The 26,627-nt window shown below is 33.3% G+C and carries 21 protein-coding genes; 9 read left to right on the forward strand and 12 right to left on the reverse strand.

From position 1 onward, the window contains the following. The 4 genes from B4L98_RS07595 to mfd form a co-directional block, all read right to left on the reverse strand. Positions 1 to 540 carry an NADH-quinone oxidoreductase subunit C gene (locus B4L98_RS07595; RefSeq protein WP_038333373.1) on the reverse strand — a complete coding sequence of 180 codons (540 nt, stop codon included), beginning with the start codon at positions 538 to 540 and terminating at the stop codon, positions 1 to 3. Between the two features lie 9 nt (positions 541 to 549). Beyond that, positions 550 to 1,122: an NADH-quinone oxidoreductase subunit B gene (locus B4L98_RS07600; protein ID WP_038333376.1), complete on the reverse strand. Its 573-nt coding sequence runs from the start codon at positions 1,120 to 1,122 to the stop codon at positions 550 to 552. Positions 1,123 to 1,151: 29 nt separating this feature from the next. Next, on the reverse strand, positions 1,152 to 1,517 hold the full coding sequence (locus tag B4L98_RS07605; protein ID WP_115002285.1) for an NADH-quinone oxidoreductase subunit A: 366 nt from the start codon (positions 1,515 to 1,517) through the stop codon (positions 1,152 to 1,154). Between the two features lie 227 nt (positions 1,518 to 1,744). Next, positions 1,745 to 5,113 (reverse strand): transcription-repair coupling factor, encoded by a 3,369-nt coding sequence (mfd, locus tag B4L98_RS07610; RefSeq protein ID WP_286494974.1) that lies wholly within the window; start codon positions 5,111 to 5,113, stop codon positions 1,745 to 1,747. Between the two features lie 482 nt (positions 5,114 to 5,595). Between mfd and ilvD the strand changes: the two genes are divergently transcribed. The 5 genes from ilvD to ilvA are packed head-to-tail and all read left to right on the forward strand — an operon-like array spanning position 5,596 to position 12,439. Beyond that, positions 5,596 to 7,287 carry a dihydroxy-acid dehydratase gene (gene ilvD, locus B4L98_RS07615; protein ID WP_291077927.1) on the forward strand — a complete coding sequence of 564 codons (1,692 nt, stop codon included), beginning with the start codon at positions 5,596 to 5,598 and terminating at the stop codon, positions 7,285 to 7,287. Then, complete coding sequence (gene ilvB, locus B4L98_RS07620; protein ID WP_219034513.1) at positions 7,220 to 8,980, forward strand: biosynthetic-type acetolactate synthase large subunit; 1,761 nt, start codon at positions 7,220 to 7,222, stop codon at positions 8,978 to 8,980. Before ilvD ends, ilvB begins: the two co-directional genes overlap by 68 nt. 6 nt (positions 8,981 to 8,986) lie before the next feature. After that, a complete protein-coding gene (gene ilvN, locus B4L98_RS07625) occupies positions 8,987 to 9,580 on the forward strand; it encodes an acetolactate synthase small subunit (protein ID WP_180905464.1) in 594 nt (197 codons plus the stop codon). 41 nt (positions 9,581 to 9,621) lie between these two features. Continuing rightward, positions 9,622 to 11,103, forward strand: coding sequence for a ketol-acid reductoisomerase (gene ilvC / locus B4L98_RS07630; RefSeq protein WP_291077928.1), 1,482 nt, complete (start codon positions 9,622 to 9,624; stop codon positions 11,101 to 11,103). A 52-nt stretch (positions 11,104 to 11,155) separates the two neighbouring features. Further along, positions 11,156 to 12,439 (forward strand): threonine ammonia-lyase IlvA, encoded by a 1,284-nt coding sequence (gene ilvA, locus B4L98_RS07635; RefSeq protein WP_291077929.1) that lies wholly within the window; start codon positions 11,156 to 11,158, stop codon positions 12,437 to 12,439. A gap of 73 nt (positions 12,440 to 12,512) precedes the next feature. On the opposite strand, the gene thrC is transcribed toward ilvA, so the two are convergent. The 5 genes from thrC to B4L98_RS07660 all read right to left on the reverse strand — a co-directional run bounded on the left by thrC (position 12,513) and on the right by B4L98_RS07660 (position 18,853). Beyond that, complete coding sequence (gene thrC / locus B4L98_RS07640; RefSeq protein WP_125348892.1) at positions 12,513 to 13,820, reverse strand: threonine synthase; 1,308 nt, start codon at positions 13,818 to 13,820, stop codon at positions 12,513 to 12,515. A 2-nt stretch (positions 13,821 to 13,822) separates the two neighbouring features. Continuing rightward, on the reverse strand, positions 13,823 to 14,806 hold the full coding sequence (locus B4L98_RS07645; protein ID WP_291077930.1) for a homoserine kinase: 984 nt from the start codon (positions 14,804 to 14,806) through the stop codon (positions 13,823 to 13,825). 3 nt (positions 14,807 to 14,809) lie between these two features. Continuing rightward, positions 14,810 to 17,263, reverse strand: a complete 2,454-nt coding sequence (thrA, locus tag B4L98_RS07650; protein WP_291077931.1) for a bifunctional aspartate kinase/homoserine dehydrogenase I — start codon at positions 17,261 to 17,263, stop codon at positions 14,810 to 14,812. Positions 17,264 to 17,479: 216 nt separating this feature from the next. After that, on the reverse strand, positions 17,480 to 17,908 hold the full coding sequence (locus B4L98_RS07655) for a hypothetical protein (RefSeq protein ID WP_147280028.1): 429 nt from the start codon (positions 17,906 to 17,908) through the stop codon (positions 17,480 to 17,482). A gap of 153 nt (positions 17,909 to 18,061) precedes the next feature. Further along, positions 18,062 to 18,853 carry a DUF2797 domain-containing protein gene (locus B4L98_RS07660; RefSeq protein WP_221854722.1) on the reverse strand — a complete coding sequence of 264 codons (792 nt, stop codon included), beginning with the start codon at positions 18,851 to 18,853 and terminating at the stop codon, positions 18,062 to 18,064. Positions 18,854 to 18,905: 52 nt separating this feature from the next. Between B4L98_RS07660 and B4L98_RS07665 the strand changes: the two genes are divergently transcribed. The 4 genes from B4L98_RS07665 (at position 18,906) to B4L98_RS07680 (ending at position 24,761) form a co-directional block, all read left to right on the forward strand. Next, positions 18,906 to 20,417: a GH3 auxin-responsive promoter family protein gene (locus B4L98_RS07665; protein WP_286494981.1), complete on the forward strand. Its 1,512-nt coding sequence runs from the start codon at positions 18,906 to 18,908 to the stop codon at positions 20,415 to 20,417. A gap of 180 nt (positions 20,418 to 20,597) precedes the next feature. After that, on the forward strand, positions 20,598 to 23,069 hold the full coding sequence (locus tag B4L98_RS07670; protein ID WP_291077932.1) for a phosphoenolpyruvate carboxylase: 2,472 nt from the start codon (positions 20,598 to 20,600) through the stop codon (positions 23,067 to 23,069). A gap of 30 nt (positions 23,070 to 23,099) precedes the next feature. Next, the gene (gene ruvC / locus B4L98_RS07675) at positions 23,100 to 23,648 is read left to right on the forward strand and encodes a crossover junction endodeoxyribonuclease RuvC (RefSeq protein WP_125348885.1); all 549 of its coding nucleotides are present in this window, start codon (positions 23,100 to 23,102) and stop codon (positions 23,646 to 23,648) included. Between the two features lie 54 nt (positions 23,649 to 23,702). After that, positions 23,703 to 24,761 carry a glutaminyl-peptide cyclotransferase gene (locus tag B4L98_RS07680; RefSeq protein ID WP_286494984.1) on the forward strand — a complete coding sequence of 353 codons (1,059 nt, stop codon included), beginning with the start codon at positions 23,703 to 23,705 and terminating at the stop codon, positions 24,759 to 24,761. Between the two features lie 108 nt (positions 24,762 to 24,869). On the opposite strand, the gene B4L98_RS07685 is transcribed toward B4L98_RS07680, so the two are convergent. The 3 genes from B4L98_RS07685 to B4L98_RS07695 form a co-directional block, all read right to left on the reverse strand. Next, positions 24,870 to 25,367 carry a hemerythrin domain-containing protein gene (locus B4L98_RS07685; protein WP_221854727.1) on the reverse strand — a complete coding sequence of 166 codons (498 nt, stop codon included), beginning with the start codon at positions 25,365 to 25,367 and terminating at the stop codon, positions 24,870 to 24,872. A 60-nt stretch (positions 25,368 to 25,427) separates the two neighbouring features. Further along, complete coding sequence (locus B4L98_RS07690) at positions 25,428 to 25,862, reverse strand: RrF2 family transcriptional regulator (RefSeq protein ID WP_286494986.1); 435 nt, start codon at positions 25,860 to 25,862, stop codon at positions 25,428 to 25,430. 139 nt (positions 25,863 to 26,001) lie between these two features. Beyond that, positions 26,002 to 26,586 (reverse strand): 50S ribosomal protein L25/general stress protein Ctc, encoded by a 585-nt coding sequence (locus tag B4L98_RS07695; protein WP_038336278.1) that lies wholly within the window; start codon positions 26,584 to 26,586, stop codon positions 26,002 to 26,004. Between the last annotated feature and the right edge of the window lie 41 nt (positions 26,587 to 26,627).

Here is a 26,627-nt window from a genome sequence, read left to right on the forward strand (position 1 = left end):
TTAATTTGCTTTTACATTAAAACCTCCGTAATTAAAATCTCCACCACGACCAAACATATCGTCGTCTTTGTCTTTACGTGTTTGATCCTCTAATGGGAACTCTTTGCGTAACGGATGATAATCCATTTCTGGAACATTCATGACACGAATTAAATTTGGATGTCCTACAAAATCAACTCCATAGAAATCATACGCCTCGCGCTCTAACCAGTTAGCTGTTTCGAATAATTTAGTTGCGGTAAAAATCGAAGGTTTTTCGATTGGTAAAGCAAATTTTAATCGAACCTCAACTCCTTCATATAGATTATAAACTAAATAGGTTACAACCAATTCTTCTCCAACATTATTAGGATAATGAATAGCAGTTAAATCCTTCAAAAATTTGAAAGATAATTGCTCATCATCATATAAATATTGTAAAATCTTTAGATTGAAATCTTTGTTAGCGTATAAAGTCAATACACCGAAATGCTCTTCGTATCCGTATATATTTTCTTGAAACTTCTGAACCAAACGGTCTTTTATAAATGAATTGTCCATTATTTCAACTTATTTAATTCCATAACTTGCTAAAAGTTGTTGATATTCTTCGCTACTTCTGCGACGAACACTTTCGCTCTCTACCAACTCCTGAATACGCATTACACCATCGATAATTGCTTCTGGACGAGGCGGACAACCTGGCACATATACGTCTACTGGAATTACTTCATCAATTCCTTGTAAGACCGAATATGTATCAAAAATTCCTCCCGAACTTGCACAAGCGCCAACAGCAATCACCCAACGAGGTTCTGCCATTTGGATGTAAACTTGCTTCAGAACTGGTGCCATTTTTTTAGAAATTGTACCCATTACCATCAACAAATCGCACTGACGAGGCGTAAAAGCCAAACGCTCAGATCCAAAACGTGCCAAATCGTATGTCGAACCCATAGTCGCCATAAACTCGATTCCGCAACAACTTGTCGCAAATGGTAAAGGCCAAATAGAGTTTTTACGCGCTAATCCAACTACTTTTGATAGTTGCATCGCCATAAAACCTTCACCTTCAAAACCTCCTGGAGACTCTACAATCTTCACATTGGTATTGTGTGTTACTGGTCTTTTATTATGAATCATTATACTATTATTTTAGAATTTTAATCGCTCTATTTTTCCCAATTAAGAGCTCCTTTTTTGCGTACATACAAGTACATCACAAAGAATAATCCAACGAATGTTACAACTGCTGCAAAACCTTCCCAACCTAACTCTTTAAAATTCGCTGCATATGGGTAAAAGAAGATTACCTCTACGTCGAATAACACGAATAAAATGGCTACTAAGAAGTATTTAATTGCAAATGGCTGTCTTGCATTTCCAACTTTCTCAATCCCAGACTCGAAATTCTCTAATTTTTCGTCTGTCTTTCTCGATGGCCCAAGAAAATGCGTCGCAACGATAGTACCCGCTACAAACGCAAAAGCAATCACAAAAAGAATGAGAATAGGAATATAACTTGATGCTGTTTCCATAACTACTTTACTATTTTTCCAACTAATATTTTATCGATAAAAATAATAATAAAATATCATATTATTTATGTGAATTAGTTTTCAGTAAGTTGTAGTTCTTTATATGATAAATTATATATTATTTATTTATATCGGAAGTTTGATAATTGAATAAAAAAAGGAGAACTAACAACTTGGTCAATTCTCCCTATGTATTTTATTAGATTACTAATTAAAACTTAAAAAAGTTAATGAATTAATAAATTTTGTAGACCTTGTAGTGCTTCATTCACAGTTTTAATATGTTCAAATCGTACTAACAATGTTGGGTACTCTTCTCCTTTTTTGGGTGATTTTTCCTTAAAACTGATGTTTTTAGGGTTATTTTGAACGTAATTTAAAATTAATCTAAATTCATCTGACTGATAAAATTCGCTTTGTGGTTTATTAATAAAATAAGCCAATAAAACACCATTTTTCATCACCAAACGTTCGAAACCTAATTTTTTACTGATCCATTTCAGTTGAATTGATTCCAATAAATTTTCGGCTTCAATTGGTAATTTTCCAAAGCGGTCAATCAAATTATTTTTAAACGTTTGTAAATATGTTTCAGTTTCGACATCAGCTAATTCTTTGTACAGCAATAAACGCTCTTCCGAACTTTCAATGTATTCGTCTGGGAACATAATTTGTAAATCCGAATCAATTTGCACATCCGACACATACGATTTTACTTCTTCCGATTTTTGATCTTCGAACAAATCTTTGAAATCCGTTTCTTTCAATTCTTCTATCGCTTCATTCAAGATTTTTTGATACGTTTCGAATCCAATATCCATCATAAATCCTGTTTGTTCAGCACCTAAAAGATTTCCAGCTCCACGAATTTCTAAATCTTTCATCGCAATATTGAATCCTGATCCTAAATCAGAAAACTGCTCAATTGCTTGCAAACGTTTACGCGCTTCGTCCGTTAAAACCGAAAGTGGTGGCGCAACCAAATAACAAAACGCTTTGCGGTTACTACGACCAACACGTCCACGCATTTGATGCAAATCTGCCAAACCGAAATTCTGCGCATCATTAATTAAAATCGTATTCGCATTCGGAACATCTAAACCAGATTCGATAATAGTTGTTGACACAAAAACATCATATCGACCATCAATAAAATCGAGTAAAACGGCTTCTAATTCTTTCCCATCCATTTGTCCATGACCAATCGCCACACTCGCATCAGGAACTAATCGTTGTACCATTCCAGCAATATCTTTTAACGATTGCACACGATTGTGAATGATATAAACTTGTCCACCACGTTGCATTTCATACATAATCGCATCACGGAAAATCTCTTCATTAAAACCAACCAATTGCGTATCGACAGGTTGTCTATTTGGTGGAGGAGTTTTGATAACCGATAAATCACGCGCAGCCATCAACGAGAATTGAAGTGTACGCGGAATTGGCGTCGCAGTCAAGGTTAATGTATCAATATTTTCGCGAAGTGTTTTCAATTTATCTTTTACACCAACACCAAATTTGTGTTCCTCATCCACAATTAATAATCCCAAATCTTTGTATTCAATTTTTGGATTAACCAATTGATGCGTTCCTATCACAATATCAACTTGACCAGATTTTAAACCATCTAAAACAGCTTTTTTCTTTGCTCCTGTTACAAATCGATTGAGATAAGCAACTTTCACAGGCAAATCTCGTAAACGCTCTGAAAATGTCTTGAAATGTTGAAAAGCTAAAATCGTTGTTGGCACTAAAACAGCAACTTGTTTTCCATCAACAGCTGCTTTCATCGCCGCACGAATCGCAACCTCTGTTTTCCCGAAACCAACATCTCCACAAACCAAACGATCCATTGGGCGTTCAGATTCCATATCCGTTTTTACATCTTGCGTCGCTTTGTACTGATCGGGCGTATCTTCATAAATAAAAGATGCTTCCAACTCATTTTGCAAATACGTATCAGGCGAATACGCAAAACCTTTTCTGGCACGGCGTTTCGCATATAATTTAATCAAATCGAAAGCAATTTCTTTTACTTTAGCTTTGGTTTTATTCTTTAAATTTTTCCAAGCTGGAGATCCAAGTTTTGAAATTTTTGGCTCAGCGCCATCTTTTCCTCTAAACTTTGCAATTTTATGCAACGAATGAATATTAACATACAGAATATCATTATTTTGATAAATCAATTTGATTGATTCTTGCGTTACGCCATTATTATTCAATCGTACCAAACCTGCAAATTTTCCGATCCCATAATCTATATGCGTCACAAAATCTCCAACTTGCAACGAATTGATTTCCTTTAGCGTAATCGCTTCTTTTTTGGAAAATGAATTTCGAAGATTGAATTTATGATATCGACCAAAAATCTGGTGATCTGTATAACACGTTAATTTGATTTCTTCGTCAATAAAACCTTGATAAATAGATCCCAAAACGGGAATATATGAAACTTCTTTTCCGATATCATCAAAAATTTCTTCGAAACGTTTGATTTGATTTTCATTGGAACAAATCAGTGCATTTTTGAAACCTTCGGCTTTATGCTCATTCAAATCATCAATTAATAACTCGAATTGCTTATTAAAACTTGGTTGAGGTTTGAATGGTGATTCTATTTCTTCAACTGTTTCAAAATAAGATTTCATGGAACATTCAATAACTCCATAAGATGAAATTTGTTGAAGAAATGCATTCTCATTCAAAAATAAATGATTCGGTTCTGCTTGTTTAATTTCTCCTTTCAATTCTGAAAAAGCAACTTCCGCTTGTTCAAAATTCTTGGTGATTTGTTTCGCTAAAACAGAAATATTTTTCGCGATAACTAAACTATCTTTCGAAATATATTCTAAGAAACTTTCTCGTTTTTCGTTAATCGATTTACTCTCAAGATTTGGAATAATCGTAATTTCTTTTGTCGTTGCAATGGACAATTGATTCTCGATATCAAACGTTCTGATGGTTTCCACCTCATCACCAAACAACGAAATTCGATAAGGATGCTCATTCGAAAACGAAAAAACATCTATAATTCCACCACGAATCGAGAATTCTCCCGGTTCAGAAACAAAATCAACACGATGAAAATTATAAGAAGATAAAACCTCCGTTAAGAAATCAATTCCTAAATCATTTCCAACCTTCACTTTAAGTGTATTCGTAGAAAGCGCTTTTTTTGTCACTACTTTTTCAGACAAGGCTTCCGCATATGTCACCACAATTTTTGGGCGTTTCGAATGCGATAATACATTTAAAACCTCTGTTCTAATAACAACATTTGCATTATTTACTTCCTCAATTTCGTAAGGACGCTTATAAGAAGACGGAAAAAATAGAATTTGTTCTTTATCAAACAAAGTTTCCAAATCATTTAACACATAAGCCGCTTCTTCTTTATCATCAAAAATTAGAATCGTAGGACGCGCAACACGATCATATAAATGACCAGTTATAATGCTCAATCCTGAACCTAAAAAACCTTTGATATTGACTTTATGCTGTGGATTATTTTTAAAATTGACAATAAGCTTCTGTACGAAATCTGAAGAATCGTATAAGCTAAAAACGTTGTGAATAGTTTTCTGTTCCAAAGTTTTGCAAATATAAAATTTTATAAACTTATTTTTAAACAATCTTTAAAAAAAGCAATGTTAAAATGCGAATTTTCAATTAATGAAAATTTTTCGGAAAATTTATAAAAAAAGTTGAGCTAAGTTAAAAAAATTAATCCTAGCTTTGGCTTATCAAAAAAAGAAAATGAAATTAGTTCACAACATTATCAACTTGATTATTTTAGTCATTCTTATCCCAGGGAGTGGTAATTAGTTGTGTACGTACAAAATAACAATTAAAGCCACTTCTTAACGAGGTGGCTTTTTTTATGGAGAAAAATTAATTAAACAATATTATGCAAAACAATTTCGTCATTATTATCATTATTATTTTAGTCTTGGTCTTACGATTAGGAAAGGTGGTTTTATGACAAATTTTTTGAACGATTTTTTATGAGCCACCTTTATTCAGGGTGGCTTTTTTTTATGTTTTTAATACAAACAATGTCAAATAAATAGTGATGAAAAACAACAACAAAGCACTAAACAAACATAGTCGAACCGTTACGCAAGATGACACTTTACCCGCGTCACAAGCGATGTTACATGGGATTGGCTTAACAAACGAAGACCTTAAAAAACCATTAATCGGAATTGCAAGCATGGGGTACGATGGAAATACTTGCAATATGCACCTAAATCAATTTGCACAGTTGGTACAAGATGGAATGAAAGCCGAAAACCTAATCGGATTGAAGTTCAACACTATCGGAATTAGCGATGGAATTACCAACGGAACTTCAGGAATGCGCTACTCTTTAGTAAGTAGAGAAATCATTGCAGATTCTATCGAAACTGTTTGTGCAGGACACTTTTACGATGGCGTAATTACTATTCCTGGTTGTGATAAAAACATGCCAGGATCGATTATGGCAATGGGACGTTTAAACCGTCCTTCGATCATGATTTATGGTGGAACAATTGCTCCGGGACATTACAAAGAAGAGGAATTAAACATTGTTTCTGCTTTCGAAGCATTAGGAAAAAAATTAAACGGAAATCTTGATGACAAAGATTTTTGTGGAATCATTCAGAATGCTTGTCCTGGTCCAGGTGCTTGTGGCGGAATGTATACAGCAAACACAATGGCAGCGGCGATTGAAGCAATGGGAATGAGTTTACCTTATTCTTCGTCTTACCCTGCTCTTAGTCAAGAAAAGAAAAACGAATGTACAACTGCGGCACATTATCTAAGAATTTTATTAGAAAAAGATATTAAACCAAGTGATATCATCACGAAGAATTCTTTAGAAAATGCAATCAAAACAATTGTTGTTTTAGGCGGAAGCACAAATGCTGTTTTGCACTTATTAGCAATTGCAGCGACTATGAATATCAAATTATCATTAGACGATATACAAGCAATTAACGATAAAACATCAGTAATAGCAGACTTAAAACCTAGTGGAAAATACTTGATGGAACATTTGAGTAAAGTTGGTGGAGTTCCTGCTGTTTTAAAGTATATGTTACAAGAAGATTTAATCGATGGAAGTTGTTTAACGGTTACTGGAAAAACATTAGCCGAAAATTTAGCATCGGTTCCTGATTTAGATTTCTCTAAACAAAATATTATTCGTCCATTATCTAATCCCATAAAAGAAACTGGACACTTACAAATGCTTTACGGAAACCTTGCTCCTGGCGGATCGGTATCTAAAATATCTGGAAAAGAAGGTTTATATTTTAAAGGAAAAGCACAAGTTTTTAATAGCGAAGTTGAAGTTTTAAAAGCAATCGAAGATTTACAAATCAAAGCTGGAAGCGTTATCGTCATCCGAAACGAAGGTCCGAAAGGTGGTCCTGGAATGCCAGAAATGTTGAAACCAACATCTGCCATTATTGGAGCTGGATTAGGAGATAAAGTCGCTTTGATTACAGACGGACGATTTAGTGGCGGAACGCACGGATTTGTCGTCGGTCACATAACACCAGAAGCTTTTGAAGGAGGTCCAATCGCATTAGTCGAGAATAATGATCTCATCGAAATTGACATCAACAAAAATGAATTAAACCTTTTGATTGATGAAAAAACATTAGAAAATCGAAAAAATAACTGGAAACAACCCGCATTAAAAGTAAAAAATGGAGTCTTATACAAATACGCAAAGCAAGTCGGAAACGCTTCAGAAGGATGTCTTACTGACCAATAAACCAACTCAAATTTCAGGTTCACAAGCGATTATTAACGCTTTATTGTCCGAAGGAGTTACAACAGTCTTTGGCTATCCTGGTGGCGCAATTATGCCTATATATGATGCTTTGTATGATTACAAAGATAAATTAGAACACATTTTAGTTCGTCATGAACAAGGAGGCATTCACGCTGCGCAAGGTTATGCAAGAACTTCAGGAAAAGTAGGTGTAGCTTTTGCCACGAGTGGTCCAGGCGCAACGAATTTAGTCACTGGAATTGCAGATGCCATGATTGATAGCAATCCTATTGTATGTATCACAGGGCAAGTTTTCGCTTCTCTTTTAGGAACGGATGCTTTTCAAGAAACTGACGTTATCAATATTACTAATCCTATCACGAAATGGAATTATCAAATTACTGATGCAGAAGAAATAAATGATGTTCTAGCAAAAGCATTTCATATTGCTCGCTCTGGAAGACCAGGACCTGTCTTAATTGACATTACAAAAAATGCTCAAATACAACTTATCGAAAAGAAAAAGTATGAGAAATGCACGCATGTTCGCAGTTATAGACCAGAACCAGAGATAAGAACTGAATATATAAAAGCTGCTGCTAAACTTATTAATCAAGCAAAAAAACCATTTGCGATTATTGGTCAAGGAATATTACTTGGAAAAGCTGAACAAGAATTAAACGATTTCTTAGAAAAATCTGGAATTCCTGTAGCAACAACTTTGATGGGATTAAGTTCTTTAGATACTGATCATCCACAATATGTAGGTTTATTAGGTATGCATGGTAATTATGCACCTAATGTTAAAACAAATGATTGCGATGTATTAATTGCCATAGGAATGAGGTTTGATGATCGCGTAACTGGACGCTTAGACAAATATGCAAAACAAGCCAAAGTGATTCATCTTGATATTGACCCAGCAGAGATTGGTAAAAATGTAAAAGTTGCTGTCCCTGTTTGGGGAGATTGTAAAAAAACACTTCTGTTATTAACAAATTTGATTCATCCTAATGATCATTCTCAATGGTTAAAAGAATTTAGAGATCTCGAAAAAGAAGAACGTACAGAAGTTATTAATAAAGAATTCCATCCAACAACTGATGTGATATCTATGGCTGAGGTTATCAATACCTTAAATGAATTAACTAAAGGAGAAGCCGTTATTGTGACAGACGTAGGACAACATCAGATGTCGGCTTGTCGTTACGCGAAATTCAAAGATTCTAAGCTTTTGGTTACATCAGGAGGATTAGGAACAATGGGATTTGGTTTACCTGCAGCAATTGGAGCATGGTATGGAGCACCAGAAAAAGACATTGTCATGGTTTGTGGAGATGGTGGTTTCCAAATGACGTTACAAGAAATGGGAACGATTATGCAATTTGGAGCTAAAGTAAAAATATTAATCCTAAACAATAGCTTCCTTGGAATGGTGCGTCAATGGCAAGAATTATTCAACGACAAACGCTATTCTTTCGTAGATATTACAAGTCCAGATTTTGTAGCACTTGCAAAAGCCTACCAAATAGAAGGTCAAAAAATAGAAGCAAGAAACGACTTGAAAAATGCTTTAAAAGAGATGTTAGAGCATGATGGCTCTTATCTTTTAGAAGTTATGGTAGGAAAAGAAAACAATGTATTTCCTATGGTAGAACAAGGTACAAGTGTTTCTGAAATTAGATTAAAATAAATTATTATGGACTCAAAACAAGAATATACAATTACGCTATATACAGAAAATTCCATAGGAATTTTGGGAAGAGTTGCAGGAATTTTTACTCGACGAAAAATTAATATTGAAAGTTTAAGCACTTCTCCATCAGAAATAGAAAATGTACACCGATTTACAATTGTAATTGAAGAATCTGAAGAAGTCGTTCGAAAACTTTGCATGCAAATTGAAAAACAAATCGATGTTCTTAAAGCTTATTTCAATAATAATGATGAATTAATCTGGCAAGAACAAGCTTTATACAAAGTACCCACTAACATTATTGCTGAAAAGGCATACGTTGAACGTTTATTACGTCAATATGGCGCGAATACAGTTGTGATTCGCAATGATTATACAGTTTTTGAAACAGCTGGTCATCGTGAGGAAATTGATAATCTAACACAAGAGCTGACTAAATATGGCTTAATAGAATTTGTTCGTGGAGCTAGAATAGCCATTATAAAAGCAAGTGCTGGTTTCCATGAAAAATTATTACAATTCGAAAAAGACGAGCCATCAAAAGAAGTAATCGAAAATGAATTCCTAAACGAAGGAACCTCAGTTTTCACAATGTAAAGACGAATAATTCAACAAATAATTTTATTAAAAAATCAAAAATGACTAATTACTTTAATTCACTATCATTAAGAGGTCAATTATATCAACTAGGACAAGCAGAATTTCTAAATAACTCAGAATTCGCAAAAGGTACAGACGCATTAAAAGACAAAAAAATTGTGATTGTAGGCTGTGGTGCGCAAGGTTTAAACCAAGGATTAAATCTACGAGACAGCGGTTTAGATGTTTCATACGCGTTACGCAAAGAAGCGATTGAACAACAAAGAGATTCTTGGAAAAATGCAACAAGTCATAATTTTACAGTAGGAACTTTCGAGGAATTAATCCCAAATGCTGATGTAGTAGCGAATTTAACACCAGATAAACAACATACGCAAGTTATCAATACTGTTCAACCACTTATTAAACAAGGTGCTACACTTTTATATTCTCATGGATTCAATATCGTAGAAGAAGGTATGCAAATTCGTAAAGATATCACGGTGATAATGGTTGCTCCAAAATGTCCAGGTTCGGAAGTTCGTGCAGAATATTTAAGAGGATTCGGAGTTCCAACATTAATTGCCGTTCACCCAGAAAATGATCCAGAAGGAAAAGGTTTTGATCAAGCAAAAGCATATTGTGCAGGAACTGGTGGTCACAGAGCAGGCGTTTTAAAATCGTCATTTGTTGCAGAAGTAAAATCAGATTTAATGGGAGAACAAACCATTTTATGTGGTCTTTTACAAACAGGTTCTATTCTTTCTTTCGATAAAATGGTTGAAAACGGAATTGATGCTGGTTACGCTTCAAAATTAGTTCAATATGGAGTTGAAGTAATTACAGAAGCCTTAAAACATGGTGGAGTTAGTGGTATGATGGATAGATTAAGCAATCCTGCTAAAGTAAAAGCTTTTGAATTATCAGAAGAATTAAAAGAAATTATGCGTCCATTGTTCCAAAAACATCAAGACGATATTATTTCGGGTGAATTTAGTAAAACAATGATGGAAGATTGGGCGAATGATGACAAAAACTTATTAAAATGGAGAGCTGAAACTGGTGAAACTGCTTTTGAAAAAACACCAGCTGGCGATGCAAATATTACAGAACAAGAATATTTTGACAACTATACATTAATGGTTGCTTTTGTTCGTGCTGGAGTTGAATTAGCTTTCGAAACAATGGTAGAAGCCGGTATTAAACCTGAATCTGCTTATTACGAATCCTTACATGAAACACCATTGATTGCGAATACAATTGCGCGTAAAAAATTATTCGAAATGAATCGAGTGATTTCTGATACAGCAGAATACGGTTGTTATCTTTTCGATCAAGCTTGTAAACCTTTGTTAAAAGATTTCATGGCAAAAGTAAACGTAGACGTTGTCGGTAAAAATTACAACGAAGGAAAAGACAATGCTGTTGACAATGCGACATTGGTACATATAAATGATGTTTTACGTAATCATCCTGTCGAAACTGTAGGAAAAAAACTTCGTAAAGCAATGACTGCTATGAAAACGATAAAAACGGTGTAGTCAAACATCAAGATTACAAAAAAAAGTTAACAGAACTAACAAACAGTGAATTATGGCAAATGGACTTAGAAATGAAAAAACTGAGACCTTAGGCGTTTCGCTTGACGAAGTAAACTTAGCACAAATGAATTTGAAAGGAGTTGCCAAAAACACTCCTTTCGATTTCAATGAAAATTTAAGTCGTCAATTTGATGCGAATGTCTATCTAAAACGAGAAGATTTACAAGTCGTCCGTTCGTACAAATTACGTGGTGCTTATAATAAAATCGTTCAGTTATCAGAACAAGAAAAAAATAATGGTGTGATCTGCGCAAGTGCAGGAAATCACGCACAAGGTGTGGCGTATTCGTGTCAACAATTAAACATCAAAGGTAAAATTGTGATGCCTACAACGACACCTCAACAAAAAATAAAACAAGTAAAATGGTTTGGTAAAGATCAAATCGAAATCATTTTACATGGTGATACATTTGATGATGCATCGGCTTTTGCGCATCAATTATCGCAAGAAGGAAATATTACATTTATTCATCCTTTTGATGATGAAAAAGTAATTGCAGGACAAGGAACGGTTGCATTAGAAATTTTGAATCAATGCAATCAACCAATCGATTATATTTTCGTGCCAATTGGTGGTGGAGGTTTAGCATCTGGCGTTATTTCTGTAATGAAAACACTTAGTCCAAACACCAAAATTATTGGTGTAGAACCGAGTGGCGCAGCAAGTATGGCAGAAGCTATCAAACAAAAACAATCTGTTGCATTAGCGAAGATTGACCCTTTTGTAGATGGCGCAGCTGTAAAAAAAGCAGGTGAAAAAACATACAAAATCTGTGCAGAAGGTTTAGAAACAACTTGTGCTGTTCCAGAAGGAAAGGTTTGTTCGAGCATTTTGCGTTTGTACAATGAAGACGCAATTGTTGTAGAACCAGCAGGCGCTTTGAGTGTTTCGGCTTTAGATTTTTTCAAGGAAGAAATCAAAGGAAAAAATGTGGTTTGTGTGCTTAGCGGAAGCAACAACGACATTACGCGAATGGAAGAAATAAAAGAAAGAAGTTTGCAATATGAAGGTTTGAAACATTATTTCATTATCAATTTTCCTCAACGTGCCGGTGCTTTAAAAGAATTAGTGAACGAAGTTTTGCGTGAAAATGATGACATTACCTATTTTCAATACACACAAAAAAATAACAAAGAAACAGGTCCAGCAGTAGTTGGCATTGAACTAGACAAAAAAGAGGATTTAGATGGTTTAATTTTTAGGTTAGAAAATCATCATTTCGAATATCAATATCTTAACACAGACAACACACTTTTTTCGTTAATGATTGGATAATTTTTCCATCATTAATATACTATTCAAAAAAAGCAAAGCTTCTATTTAGTTAGAAACTTTGCTTTTTAATTTATTAATTATTCAACAACCAATTTTTCAACTCATCAAAATTATTGCTCATTTCAACTTTATTCGATTGTTTCGATTTCAATTCTTCTACTTCTTTTGGATAGACAATTTTATCTTGTATTTCTTTCGGAAAAACTTCAGGAAATTTACACGGATGCGCTGTCGATAAAAACACCACTAACTCTTTTTCATCTTGCTTTTTCGCTTGGTATTCCTTCGCCGCCAACCAGGCAATTGACGTATGAGGACAAGCAATATAATTGTATTCTTGATTAATTTCTACGATTGCATTTATTGTTTCTACATCAGAATAAGCTTTTGAAACCATTTTTGATTTTAATTGCTCCACATCTTGCTCAAAAAATTCCATCACGCGAACCCAATTACTCGGATTTCCAACATCCATTGCATTCGATAACGTTTGTACAGAAGGTTTTGGTTGATAATTTTCGGTTTTTAAAAATGAAGGAACTGTATCATTCGCATTCGTAGCCGCAACAAATTGTTCCACTTCCAATCCTAATTTTGAAGCTAAAATACCTGCCGTAATATTCCCAAAATTTCCACTCGGAACAACAAAAGAAACTTTCTCAAAACCTTTTCTTTTTGCTTGGGCAAATGCCTCGAAATAATAGAAAGATTGCGGAATTAAGCGAGCAATATTAATTGAATTTGCTGAGGTTAAGTTTAGATTTTTCATTAAATCTTTGTCTAAAAAAGCTCGCTTGACCAATGCTTGACAATCATCAAAAGTTCCGTCGATTTCTATGGCACGAATATTTTTTCCATTCGCCGTTAATTGCAATTCTTGTATCAGCGACACTTTTCCTTTTGGATACAAAATCGTTACTCTCGTTCCTTCTACTCCCAGAAAGCCAAGTGCTACAGCGCCTCCTGTATCGCCAGAAGTTGCGACCAAAACATCTAACAATTGATTATCTTTTTTTGAATAATGTGCCATCACGCGACTCATAAATCTTGCTCCAAAATCTTTAAAAGCAAAAGAAGGTCCGTGAAATAATTCCAAAATAGCTAAATCATCTTCTAAAAACACCAAAGGCGCAGGAAAATTAATTACATCATCAATTAAATTATTAATCGTTTCTTCAGAAAAATCATCTTTTAATAAGTGATTTGTCACCTTTTTCGCAATCTCTTGAAATGAATAATTTTCAATAGAATTCAACCAATTTTCATCTAATTTTTCCAACGACAAAGGCATATACAATCCTTTATCTTCTGGCAAAGATTGGAAAACCGCTTGTTTAAAATCGACTCTGTTATTATGATTATTTGTACTATATAATTTCATTTTTAGTGTTTTATGTAAGGTCCTTGTTGATTAATTTTAGAGACAAATGATAAATGTTCAATTTCTTTTATCGTCAAAAAATTATTTAATTTTTGTTCGATATTTTCTGCATCCAATTTACTTTTAGATAACGCCATAACTGTTGGTCCAGAACCAGAAATCCCGAATGTTAATGCATTATTTTCGAGCGAAATACTTTTCATTTCATTAAAATATGGAATCAATAAAGAACGATTGGGCTCGACAATATCATCTTGCATCGAACGACCAATCTCTTCGTAATCATTCTCATAAAGCGCTGCAACCAAACTTGCAATATTTCCCCATTGCTTTATTGCTTTACTCAATTGCACTTTATCTTTAATTAATTTGCGCGCATCCTTTGTTGGCACTTCTACTTTTGAGTAAATCAGTGTGACATATAAATTTTCAGGAACAGGTAAAGAACGCACCAAAATCGGCTCATAAGAAGGAATCAACGTAATTCCACCAAACAACGATGGCGCAACATTATCCGCATGAGCAGCGCCACAAGCCAAACGCTCGCCTTCCATACAATAAGGTAAAAGATCTTTTTTAGAAAGTGGTTTTCCTAATAATTCATTCAATGCAAAAAGTCCAGCAACTGTACTCGCCGCGCTTGAACCTAAACCACTTCCAATTGGCATTTTTTTGTGTAATTCTATCGATAATCCAAAAGAATCTTGTAGACCTAAATCACAAAATAATTTCCATGCCGAATGAGAAACTGTATTTTTCATCGCATCCAAAGGCAATTTACCCTCGTCACCTGTAATTGTCAGAATTTCGATTCCTAACTTTTCTGTCTTTTTCATGATTACCTCATCACCTGGATAATCCACCGCAAAGCCCAAAATATCATATCCACAGATCATATTGGCAACTGTTGCAGGAGCAAAAACATGTACTTTATCTAAAAACTTCGCTTGATCAAGCTTATATTTATTTTCGATTATTTGATTCATCTTTTATCGTATTGAACTTATATTAACTAAATCTGCAAAAACGCCAGCTGCTGTAACTTCTGCACCAGCTCCAGGTCCTTTCACAACCAAAGGACGTTCCTTGTAACGCGCTGTTGTAAAAGAAATAATATTATCGCTTCCAGACAAGGCATAAAACGGATGTTGATTATCCACCAATTCTAACGAAATTGATATTTTTCCATCTTCTAAAATCCCGATGTAACGAATCACTTTCTGCTCCTCATCTGCTTGATGTTTTATCTTTTCGAAATAATCATTTTCGTTGACTAATTCTTGATAAAAATCTTCTACAGTTGCAGCTTCTAAACAAGATTTAGGCAAAATAGAATCGATTTTTACATCTCCCGCTTCAATTTCGTAACCATTGTCACGAGCAAGAATCAACATTTTTCGCATAAAATCTATTCCACTCAAATCGTCTCGAGGATCTGGCTCTGTATAACCTAATTCTTGCGCTTTTTTTACAACTTCGGCAAATGTATTTTCACCTTTAAAATGATTAAAGATATACGAAATTGTCCCTGATAAAATCGCTTCAATTTTTAAGATTTGATCTCCACTCATTCGCAAATCTTTCAACACACTAATAATTGGCAAACCTGCTCCAACATTTGTTTCGTAAAGGAAATCAATCCCATATTTTCGAGCCGTTTCTTTCAAGTTCTTATATTCTTGATAAGAAGACGAATTCGCAATTTTATTACATGTTACAACCGAAATACTGCTTTCGAAAATTTGTTTGTAATAATTTGGCAAATCAGAACTCGCAGTATTATCAACAAAAACACAATTTGGTAAATTATACTGTTTCATTTTTTGGATAAATTCATTCAAATCAGCTGGTGAAGAAGAATTTTCTAATTCATTTTTCCAATTCGATAAATTAATTCCGTTTTCATCAAACATCATTTTTTTTGAATTTGATAATCCAACCAATTTTATTTCGATATCATTATTTTTTGCTAAAAAATCTTTCTGTTTTTCTAATTGATTTAAAAATGTCGACCCAATATTTCCTACTCCAACATTGAAAACATGAATTGTTTTTTTCAAATGATTAAAAAACGCATCATGTACCGCATTTAAAGCTTTTGACAAATCATTTTCGTTAATCACAACCGAAATATTATACTCCGAAGAACCTTGCGCAATCGCTCTGACATTGATTCCATTTCGTCCTAATGCATAAAATAACTTGCCCGAAACACCAACCATTTTCTTCATGTTTTCTCCAACAATTGCAATAATTCCGAGATTTTCTTCAATTTCAATTGGTTCCAACCATTTTACTGCAATTTCCAAACAAAACTCTTCTTCAATTAATTGCTTTGCTTTTTCGACTTCATTATGATGAATGGCAAGCGTGATACTATGCTCTGACGAAGATTGCGTAATCAACACAATGTTGATATGATGTTGCGCTAAAAGTGAAAAAAGTTTTCCACTAAAGCCCAATTTGCCAACCAAGCCGCTTCCTTTTATATTGACTAATGCAATATCTTTGATCGACGAAATTCCTTTAATTGGATAATCTGTTGGTTGCGAATCGAACTGAATTTTTGTTCCCTCAAAATCCGGTTGAAATGTGTTTTTAATTAAAATCGGAATTCGAAGTTTAAAAGCTGGAGCCATTGTTGGCGGATAAATCACTTTCGCACCGAAATACGACAATTCCATCGCTTCTGTATACGATAAATTTTCTAACGAAAAAGCTTTGTTCACAAAACGAGGATCCGCCGTCATCATTCCATTTACATCTGTCCAAATTTCAATTTGTTCTGCATGTAAAGCCGCACCAATCAAAGCCGCAGTGTAATCAGAACCTCCTCTTCCCAAAGTTGTCACTCGTCCTTCTTCATTAGCAGCAATAAACCCTGTTACAACTAATAATTTATCCGAATAATCTTTTGCTAATTGTTGAATATTCTGAAACGATTTTTCCTCGATAACATTCGCTTGACCAAAATTATGATCAGTCAAAATATAATCTGATGCATTAATCGCCAATGAATTTCCAACATGCTCTTGCATTACTTTTGCTATTAATAAAGCACTACATCTTTCGCCGAAACTCAAAATCAAATCTTTTGTTTGAGGGCTTAATTCTTTCAGAATTTCCACCCCTTCTAATAATGCTTCCAACTCATTCATCAACAATTTTAATTTTGTTAAAATCGGATTTTGATTCGGCACATCGATTAAAGCTTTTACAATTTCGAAATGTTTGTCTTGAAAAAGTTTTAAATCATTTTCATCAAAATTTCCTGATGAAGCTTCTTCAGACATTTTGGTTAATAAATTGGTCAAACCAGAAATAGCAGACACAACCAAAATAATCGAGTTATTTTGTTGCTTTTCCTGTTTAACAATTTCTACGACCGCGCGAATACCTTCTACCGATCCGACTGATGTTCCTCCGAATTTTAAAACTTTCATAATTTAAATTTTGATCATAAAAAAAGCATCTTCCTTTTGAGAAGATGCTTTTGCATTATTTTTTTAGAATTAAATACATAACAAAACTCCTCTAAGTGTGAACACTAGAAGTCGTCGTAATTGAAATGATTGTATCTAATCCGTTTTGTTTCATTATTGATAACGAATATACAAACTTTTTCAATAAATCATTACGTATTTATTCTTTTTTTATATTTATTTCACCGAATCCTTTTTTACAGCCAATGAATCATTTGGTTCAGCAACAGGTTTTACATCACTTGCATAGCCAACAACAATTCCGTCTAGTTTATCAATTTTTCGTACTTTAAAAGTTTCTGTACCTTCTGCTCCTTTAAAAGATACTTTATAAACTGCTTCGTAAACTGTTTTGTCACCATCTTCAAGAGGCGTCATTTTCTCAAAGTTGTAGACATCAACTGGCCCATATTGTTTAACCACCGCATTCAAATCATCCACATTTACGCCTTCTACTTTCGAAAAAAGTGAATCTGGCTTATCTGCTCTGTATTTGTAAACATCTAAAACTGCTTCTTTCACCTTATAATCTGGCAAATCTGATTTTTTATTACATGCTGTTAAAGCCAAAATACCACCAACCATAAGTAATGCACTTGCTTTCATAATTCCTATTTTTTGTGTTAATTGATTATAACTAATGTAAAAATAAATAAGATAAAAAACAAGTATTTTTATTGAAATCAAATAGATAGAAACAAAAAAAGTCGATTCTGTTACAAAATCGACTTTTGAATATATTTTATTGTAAAATAAATTTTACACTTTAAAATTCACATAAAAACCTTCGTGACCTCGAACATTGAAAACGGTATTGTCTTCAAAAATCAAGTATTGACCTTTTATTCCTTTCAAAACACCTTCTATTTCTGGCGTTTTTTTCAAGTTTAATGATTTTACTTTTTCTGGATAAGATAAAACTGGATAGTCTAACTTCCAAACTTCTGGCTCATCAACCAAAAATTGTTGAAAATCTGGATTCACTTCATTTCTGATTTCGTGATACTTTTCAAACAAATTAATTTCTGGCACATCATTTTTCAACATTCTTTGCCAATTTGTTTTATCTGCAATAACATTTTTCAACGAAACCTCTATCATTCCAGCTTCGTAACGATTATCCGTTCGTGCAATAATAATAGCTTCTGATGCTCCTTGATCGATCCAACGAGTCGGCACTTGAGTTAAACGTGTTACACCAACTTTTATTCCCGAAGAATTTGCCAAATACACAATATGCGGTTGCAATTCGAATTTCGTTTCAAACTCTAAATCACGTTGCGCAATTCCCAAATGTGCTGTAGAAAGTTCTGGATTGATAATACTTGGATTAGCTTCTGGAACTGTAAAAAAACAATTTTTACAATATCCCATCTGATAAATCTCTTTGTCCTCGTGACAGTTTAAACATTCGTAATGATCAAAGTTAATCTTGATTTTTTTTCCTAACAATTGATTCATAACAATAAAATCATTCTTGAAATTCCAATAATAATTGATTGGCGTTCCATTTTCAGTTGTCATTTTACGAATTTGTCCTTCAAACTGCATCTTGCTAAAAAAGTTTAATTAATTTTGTGTAAATCTACAAAACTTTTAGCGGATGGGAATAGTCAATAAGATTATGGAAATTATGATGCGTAGCCGAATGAATATCATCGAGGAAAGTATCAAAAATCCAGTTGGTACGCAACAACGTGTGTTATTTGAGAATATCAAAAAAGCCAAATCGACTATTTACGGAAAAGAATTTCATTTTGACGAAATCAAAACGACACATAAATTTCAAGAGCAAGTCCCTGCAGTGCATTACGAGGATTTTCAACCTTATATTGAATTAGCAAGAAAAGGTGAAAAAGATGTTACTTGGCATGGAAAAATAAAATGGTTTGCGAAATCTTCTGGAACAACAAATGCCAAAAGTAAATTTATTCCGATTAGTAATGAATCCTTAGAAGATTGCCATTACGCAGCAGGAAAAACAATGTTTGCATTGTATTTAAACGCTTATCCCGAAACGGATATTTTTATGCACAAAAACTTAAGAATTGGTGGAAGTAGTGAACTTTATCAAAAATATGATACGCGTTTTGGTGATTTATCAGCTATTCTGATTGATAATTTACCTTTTTATGCAGAAATGAAAAACATTCCAAATCGTGAGATTTCTCTAATGTCTGATTGGAATGTAAAGATGAATGCTATTATTAATGCAACAAAAAATGAAGATGTTAGTTCTTTAACTGGTGTTCCTTCGTGGATGTTAGTCGTTTTGAATAAATTATTAGCCGAAACTGGAAAGAATTATTTGGACGAATTGTGGCCAAATCTCGAAGTGTTTTTTCATGGTGGAATCAGCTTCAAACCTTATGCAGAAAATTATAATTTAATTACTCAGAAAAAATTAAATTATTTCGAATTATATAATGCTTCCGAAGGTTTTTTTGGAATTCAGGATCAATTAAATAGTAAAGAGTTGTTGTTATTATTAGACAACGGAATTTTTTACGAATTTATTCCAATGGAAGAATTTGGTTCAGAAGCTCAACGATTTTTAACGATTAAAGAAGTTGAAGTTGGTAAAAATTACGCCATGGTAATTACAACAAATGGTGGTTTATGGCGTTATATTATTGGTGATACGGTTCGATTTACCTCAACTAATCCACACAGAATTGTTGTTTCTGGACGAACAAAACATTATATCAATGCATTTGGCGAAGAATTGATGATAGAAAATGCAGAAGAAGCTTTGAAACGTGCTTGTATGCAAACAAATTCAATTGTTTCTGAATATAGTGCTGGTCCAATTTTTATGCAAGGAAAAGAAAAAGGCGCTCACGAATGGATGATAGAGTTTGATAAAGAGCCTGAAAATTTTGAGCAATTTATTGATTGTTTAGATAAAGGTTTGCAAGAAGTTAATTCCGATTACGAAGCAAAACGTTACAATAATATGACACTTAATCGACCGATTGTACACAAAGCACGCACAAAATTATTCATCGAATGGATGGCTTCAAGAGGTAAATTAGGTGGACAAAATAAAGTTCCTCGTTTATCAAATACAAGAGACTTTATTGAACCATTAATTGAATTAAATAATCGATCATAATAAAAAAGAGAATCAATATGATTCTCTTTTTTTGGTTTAAAATAAATAGGATAATTACCTCGAAACAAGTAAATTTACTATTAAGAGAAAAAATACCTATTAATGCGAAGTACGAATTTATCTGAACTTAAATTCCACCAAATTGTGGAAAATAAGTTTCAAATTTACAACAGTCTCTTTATGAGTCTTCCCTACGAAAAAATGCAAAACATCGGATCATTGATTCCGTTTTTGTATGATGAAAGTCAAAAAGGTTTACCCGAAGGTAAATCACCAAATGAAATCATCAACAATTTTTTTGAGAAATACACTGATTTAAAAACCGAACAAGAGCAAATCGATTTGATGTTTCGAATGATACAATACATCGAGCGACAAGTTGTTTTGTTTGATAGTATCGAAGATGCTGCATTTCCGTCATTACATTCCGAAAATGAAAAAGGAAGTTTGGAAAGCATTTATCATATTGCACAAGCGCAAGGTAAAATGGAGCAAGTAAAAACCAGAATCGAAGATTTTGTAACAAGAGTTGTTTTTACAGCCCATCCAACGCAGTTTTATCCAACAAATGTTCAACAAATTATTCAAGATTTACGCGACGCAATTCAACAAGATTCGGTAAGTAAAATTGATTTATTGTTGCAACAATTAGGAAAAACACCTTTTATCAACGAAGAAAAACCAACTCCTTACGATGAAGCTGTTTCTATTATTTATTATTTGAGAAATGTATATTATCAAACAATTGGACGATTATACAACGAAATCAACCAATTGTTTTTTACAGAAAGTGAACCTCTAAAATCTCCTGTTATTCAATTAGGTTTTTGGCCTGGAGGCGATCGCGATGGAAATCCGTTTGTAACAGCAGAAATTACATGGAAAGTTGCAAGTTTATTGCGTACAAGTATCTTAAAAAATTATTACAATCATCTTAAAATTGTTCAACGTAGATTAACATTCAAGCATGTTACAGAACCTTTAAAAGCGTTGAGTAATTTGATTTACGAAAATATGTTCAATGAAAATGGAACAATTACAATTGATGAAATCAAAACGCGCTTACAAACGATTCGTACAATTTTAATTGAACAACACAATGGTGTTTTCTTAGATATTTTAGATGATTTTATCACACGTGTTGATATTTTCGGATTGCATTTTGCTTCTTTGGATATTCGTCAAGATTCGCGTGTTCATCAAAAAGTGATTAACCGAATTGTTGAAAAATATACTGGAATTAATCTGAAAGATTTAAGCGAAGCAGAACAAATCGAATTGTTAATAAATCCGTCTTTTACAGCTAAACCAGAAGATTTTGAAGATGATATTGTGATTGATACAATCAAAAATGTTTATCAATTAAAAAAAATTCAGCAACGAAATGGTGAATTAGGTGTTAACCGATACATTATTTCAAATTCTGAAACCATTTTCGATGTTTTAAATGTTTATGCTTTATTCAAATTTTGTGGTTATCAAGACGATGAAATTAAGTTTGATATCATGCCACTTTTCGAGACGATTAGAGGTTTAGATGGTGCTGAAAATACGATGAATAAATTGTATAATTTACCTATTTATGCGCAACATTTAGAACGTAGAAAACAACGTCAATCGATTATGTTAGGTTTTTCGGACGGAACAAAAGATGGTGGTTACATCAAAGCGAATTGGGAAATTTATCGTACCAAAGAAATCCTTTCGAATGTTTCGGATAAAAATCAAATCGAAGTTATTTTCTTTGACGGTCGTGGTGGACCTCCTGCGCGTGGTGGTGGAAAAACGCACGAATTTTACGCTTCTCAAGGGAAAACAATTGCGAATCACGAAATTCAAATTACAATTCAAGGACAAACAATTACGTCGAATTATGGAACAATGCCGCAGGCAAAATATAATTTTGAACAATTGTACACAGCTGGTATTATTTCGGATGTTTTCTCGACAAGCACAAGTCAGATTTCGCCAGATGAGCGAATTTTGATTGATAAATTAGCCACAATTAGTTATCAGAAATACGAAGATTTGAAAGCGCATCCTTCATTTTTACCTTATTTAGAAAATATGAGTACGCTTAACTATTATGGAAAAACGAATATCGGAAGCCGTCCGAGTAAACGAGGTGGTGATAAAAAATTAGAGTTCGATGATTTGCGTGCTATTCCATTTGTGGGTTCTTGGAGTCAATTAAAACAAAATGTTCCGGGATATTTTGGTGTTGGAACAGCTATAAATGAATTGAAAAAACAAGGTCATTTAGAGGATGTAAAAGATTTATTCAAGAATTCGAGCTTCTTCAAAACATTGATCCAGAATAGTATGATGTCGATGGAAAAAACTTATTTTCCATTAACATCTTATATGAAAAATGATCCTGAATATGGTGAATTTTGGAATATTTTGCACGATGAATTTGAATTATCAAAAGCATTATGTTTAGAAATTTCGGGTTACACAGAATTGATGCAAGACGAAACATTGAACAAATCTTCGGTACAAATGCGCGAAAAAATTGTGTTACCATTATTAACGATTCAACAATTTGCGTTGAACAAAATTCATCATGAAAGTGAGTTCAAATCAATCTATGAGCAAATTGTGATGCGTTCGTTATTCGGAAATATTAATGCGAGTCGAAATTCGGCTTAATTTTCAGAATATCTTAATACCTTCGCAACGATGGAAAAGATTATTTTAGGGATTGATCCTGGAACAATGGTGATGGGTTTTGGTTTGATTGAAGTCAAAAATAACAAAATAAAGTTGATTACTTTAGACGAATTGTTGTTGCATAAACTTCCGAACCAGCAAACGAAATTGAAAAAGATTTTCGAAAAAACTTTAGCCATTATCGATCAATATCATCCTGATGAATTAGCCATTGAAGCGCAGTTTTTTGGCGTTAATGTTCAGTCTATGTTAAAACTTGGACGTGCACAAGGCGTTTGTATTGCCGCTTGCCTGCATCGCGATATGCCTGTGGTAGAATATGCGCCAAAAAAAATTAAGATGGCGATTACTGGAAACGGAAATGCATCAAAAGAACAAGTTGCGGGCATGTTACAACATTTACTTGGTTTGAAAGAAATTCCGAAACGTTTGGATGCCACAGATGGTCTTGCCGTTGCGGTTTGTCATTATCTAAATTCGGGTAAAACAACTGGGACGTCAAATTCTTATTCGAGTTGGGATGCCTTTGTAAAAAATAATCCGAATCGAACAAAATAAAATATATTTGTAGTAGAATTAGCAACCTAATTCGTAAAACATAAAACACATCAAATGAAAAAATATTTAATCGCAGCATCAGTTTGTGCAACAGTTTTCTCTTCAGTGTTATTTTCTTGTAAAGATTCGACTGGAAAAAACAATACTGCAATCACTGAAATTGTTTCGAAAATTGAACAAAACAAATACAAAATTGGCGACAAAATCGATATTCCTTTAACTAATTTAGATGGAATTACGAAAGTTATTGTTTCGGTAGATGGACAAGAAGTTCCTGCTGATTTTACGATTGACGGAAAAACAATTGGATTAGGAAATCATACGGTTAATTTGAAATTCTTCAAAGGAGAAGAAGAAACAAATTCGCGCGATTTTACGTTTGTGGTTTATGCAAATGAGCCGGCTGCGCAATGGAATTATGAAATTGTAGGAACTTATCCACATAATCCAGATTATTTTACGCAAGGTTTTTATTTCAAAAACGGAAATATTTTCGAAGGAACTGGACTTCGCGGAGGAAAAACACGTTTGATTGAATATAAATTGGGGGCAACTGAACCTACAAAATTATATCAAATCAAAGACGATGTTTTTGGAGAAGGAATTACAGAACTGAATGGTTTTATTTATCAATTAACATGGCAAGATCGTGTGATTTATAAATATGATTTAAACTTTAATCAAGTTGAAAAATTTGATATGCCAGCTCAAATTATCGAAGGTTGGGGAATTACAACAATTGGAAAAGAATTGGCCATAACAGAAGGTTCTCAACGTATTCATTTCTTTGATGAAAACTTTAATTATCTAAGAACTGTTCAAGCTTTTGACAGTCAACAACCATATAGTTATTTGAATGAAATTGAATACCACGATGGTTTAATTTATGCAAATGTTTACCTAAAATCTGGACATGCAGATAACAGTAATATTGTGGTAATTGATCCGCAAACTGGCGCTGTAAAAGTAGAGTTTAACTTCGCTGAATTGAAAGGAAAACAAGGAAATCCGCAAGCACAAGAATTGAACGGAATCGCTTTCAAAGACAACGGAAATATGTTATTAACAGGTAAAAACTGGGATAAAATATTTGAAATTAAGATTAAGAAATAATTTCCTTAACACATAAAAAAGCAAAAAGCTCGACCTGCAAAATCGAGCTTTTCTTTTTCAAAAATCATCTAAAAAATTATAAGTAAAAATTTATGGTTATGAAAGATCCTATAACCAAAATTGATCTTTCCAATCTGTGTTAGTTAAAAGTGAATTAAATTGTTCTTTAATTACTTTTAACTTTTTTTGTGTTGCATTTTTCTCAAATTCAGGAAACATTTGTTTCTCCTCAAATCTGATGTGCAAATCCAATTCTTCTTCGATATAAATCAAACTTTTCATCGGATTTTTTGCATCTATTTTGAACAAGCGTCTCAAACGTCTATGTTCTTTCAATGCTCTTTTTACCAAGTAATGATCTTCATCTAAAAGCGAAAACAAGTAATTTTCTTCTATCTCAAATTTTTTGAATAATACTTTTTCCCCATACCAATTTACATAATCAACAATTCGTTGAATATCGACTCCTTTATCTATTCCAGCACGAATATTCCAACAAAAAAATAATGTTTTATGATGCCTTTCGCACGCTTCATTTAGATTTACTGTTACAGTATAACTCATCTGAGAAGCAGTTGTTTGAGGAAGTTCTATTAATAGGTTCATTGTTATAATTTTTCAATTCGGATAATCGGATATTTTTATCTTATTTTTAATCAAATTTTTTTAATGCTTAAGAAAAGCAATTCCTTTCTCTAGATCATCAATCAAATTAAACATCGATGTCTTTTCTAGCATACCTCGCAAATCATTACGAATTGCAAAAACACGGCTATGTAAAGCACAAGGTTTGTTAGTATCGCATTCTACTAAACCTAAAATGCAACTATGATAAAGACCATCTCCGTCAATCGCTTTGATGATATTCACTAATTTGATATCTTCTAAATGCGCTGCATCCATTTGGAAACCTCCCATTTTTCCTTTGACAGATGAAATCACATTTGCTTTAACTAATTGTTGAAGAATTTTGGCTGTGTAAGCTTCTGGAGAATTAATAGAATTTGCAATTTGTTTTAAATTGACTCTCTTTCCTTCTACAGATTCTTGTGCAATAAACACACAAGCCTTAATTCCATATTCGCACGCTTTAGAAAACATTAATTTCTTTTATTCATTATAAATTATGAAGCAAATATACAACTAATTTTAAATCGGACAAATTTATCTTATTAAATTTTTAAAAATAAAAAAACCACTCAAAAATGAGTGGTTTAATATTATCTGAAAAGAAAATTTCTTAATCTTCGTCTTCGTCTTGATCAGCATCCTTAACTGCGTTACGAGAAGTACGAATAGCTACTACTACTGCGTTATCTGGATGAGCGAATGTGTAGTTATCATTTTTCAATGTTTCTACATACATTTTGTGACCAATTCTCATTGGAGTGATATCGATTTCGATTTCGTCTGGTAAGTTTGCTGGAATAGCACGAACTTTTAATTTACGCATATTGAAACGTAAAACCCCACCAGCTACTAAACCACGAGCACGTCCTACTAAACGAACTGGAACTTCCATAGTTACTGGTTTGTCCTCGTTTAATTGGTAAAAATCTACGTGTAAGATTTTATCCGTTACTGGGTGAAATTGGATGTCTTGTAAAATTGCTTGAATTTTAGCTCCATCAGCTAACTCGATAGTTGCTGTATGAGCATCTGGAGTGTAAACTAATGATTTGAATGCTTTTTCATCAGCTGAAAAGTGGATAGGCTCTCCAGAACCGTAAACCACACAAGGTACTTGTTCAGCATTACGTAGGTTACGTGTAGCCACTTTACCTAAGTCTTCTCTTTTTACACCTTGAATTGTAATTGACTTCATAATAATATGTATATAATAAAAATAATTTAATATTTAGTTAA

Origin of the sequence: Empedobacter sp. UBA5528 (assembly GCF_002426075.1) — a bacterium.
Lineage (GTDB): Bacteria > Bacteroidota > Bacteroidia > Flavobacteriales > Weeksellaceae > Empedobacter > Empedobacter falsenii_B.

Coding starts and splice junctions, on each gene's coding strand:
- B4L98_RS07595 (WP_038333373.1), bottom strand. CDS start 540: ATGGACAATTCATTTATAAAAGACCGTTTGGTTCAGAAGTTTCAAGAA.
- B4L98_RS07600 (WP_038333376.1), bottom strand. CDS start 1,122: ATGATTCATAATAAAAGACCAGTAACACACAATACCAATGTGAAGATT.
- B4L98_RS07605 (WP_115002285.1), bottom strand. CDS start 1,517: ATGGAAACAGCATCAAGTTATATTCCTATTCTCATTCTTTTTGTGATT.
- ilvD (WP_291077927.1), top strand. CDS start 5,596: ATGAAAAACAACAACAAAGCACTAAACAAACATAGTCGAACCGTTACG.
- ilvB (WP_219034513.1), top strand. CDS start 7,220: ATGGAGTCTTATACAAATACGCAAAGCAAGTCGGAAACGCTTCAGAAG.
- ilvN (WP_180905464.1), top strand. CDS start 8,987: ATGGACTCAAAACAAGAATATACAATTACGCTATATACAGAAAATTCC.
- ilvC (WP_291077928.1), top strand. CDS start 9,622: ATGACTAATTACTTTAATTCACTATCATTAAGAGGTCAATTATATCAA.
- ilvA (WP_291077929.1), top strand. CDS start 11,156: ATGGCAAATGGACTTAGAAATGAAAAAACTGAGACCTTAGGCGTTTCG.
- thrC (WP_125348892.1), bottom strand. CDS start 13,820: ATGAAATTATATAGTACAAATAATCATAATAACAGAGTCGATTTTAAA.
- B4L98_RS07645 (WP_291077930.1), bottom strand. CDS start 14,806: ATGAATCAAATAATCGAAAATAAATATAAGCTTGATCAAGCGAAGTTT.
- thrA (WP_291077931.1), bottom strand. CDS start 17,263: ATGAAAGTTTTAAAATTCGGAGGAACATCAGTCGGATCGGTAGAAGGT.
- B4L98_RS07655 (WP_147280028.1), bottom strand. CDS start 17,908: ATGAAAGCAAGTGCATTACTTATGGTTGGTGGTATTTTGGCTTTAACA.
- B4L98_RS07660 (WP_221854722.1), bottom strand. CDS start 18,853: ATGCAGTTTGAAGGACAAATTCGTAAAATGACAACTGAAAATGGAACG.
- B4L98_RS07665 (WP_286494981.1), top strand. CDS start 18,906: ATGGGAATAGTCAATAAGATTATGGAAATTATGATGCGTAGCCGAATG.
- B4L98_RS07670 (WP_291077932.1), top strand. CDS start 20,598: ATGAGTCTTCCCTACGAAAAAATGCAAAACATCGGATCATTGATTCCG.
- ruvC (WP_125348885.1), top strand. CDS start 23,100: ATGGAAAAGATTATTTTAGGGATTGATCCTGGAACAATGGTGATGGGT.
- B4L98_RS07680 (WP_286494984.1), top strand. CDS start 23,703: ATGAAAAAATATTTAATCGCAGCATCAGTTTGTGCAACAGTTTTCTCT.
- B4L98_RS07685 (WP_221854727.1), bottom strand. CDS start 25,367: ATGAACCTATTAATAGAACTTCCTCAAACAACTGCTTCTCAGATGAGT.
- B4L98_RS07690 (WP_286494986.1), bottom strand. CDS start 25,862: ATGTTTTCTAAAGCGTGCGAATATGGAATTAAGGCTTGTGTGTTTATT.
- B4L98_RS07695 (WP_038336278.1), bottom strand. CDS start 26,586: ATGAAGTCAATTACAATTCAAGGTGTAAAAAGAGAAGACTTAGGTAAA.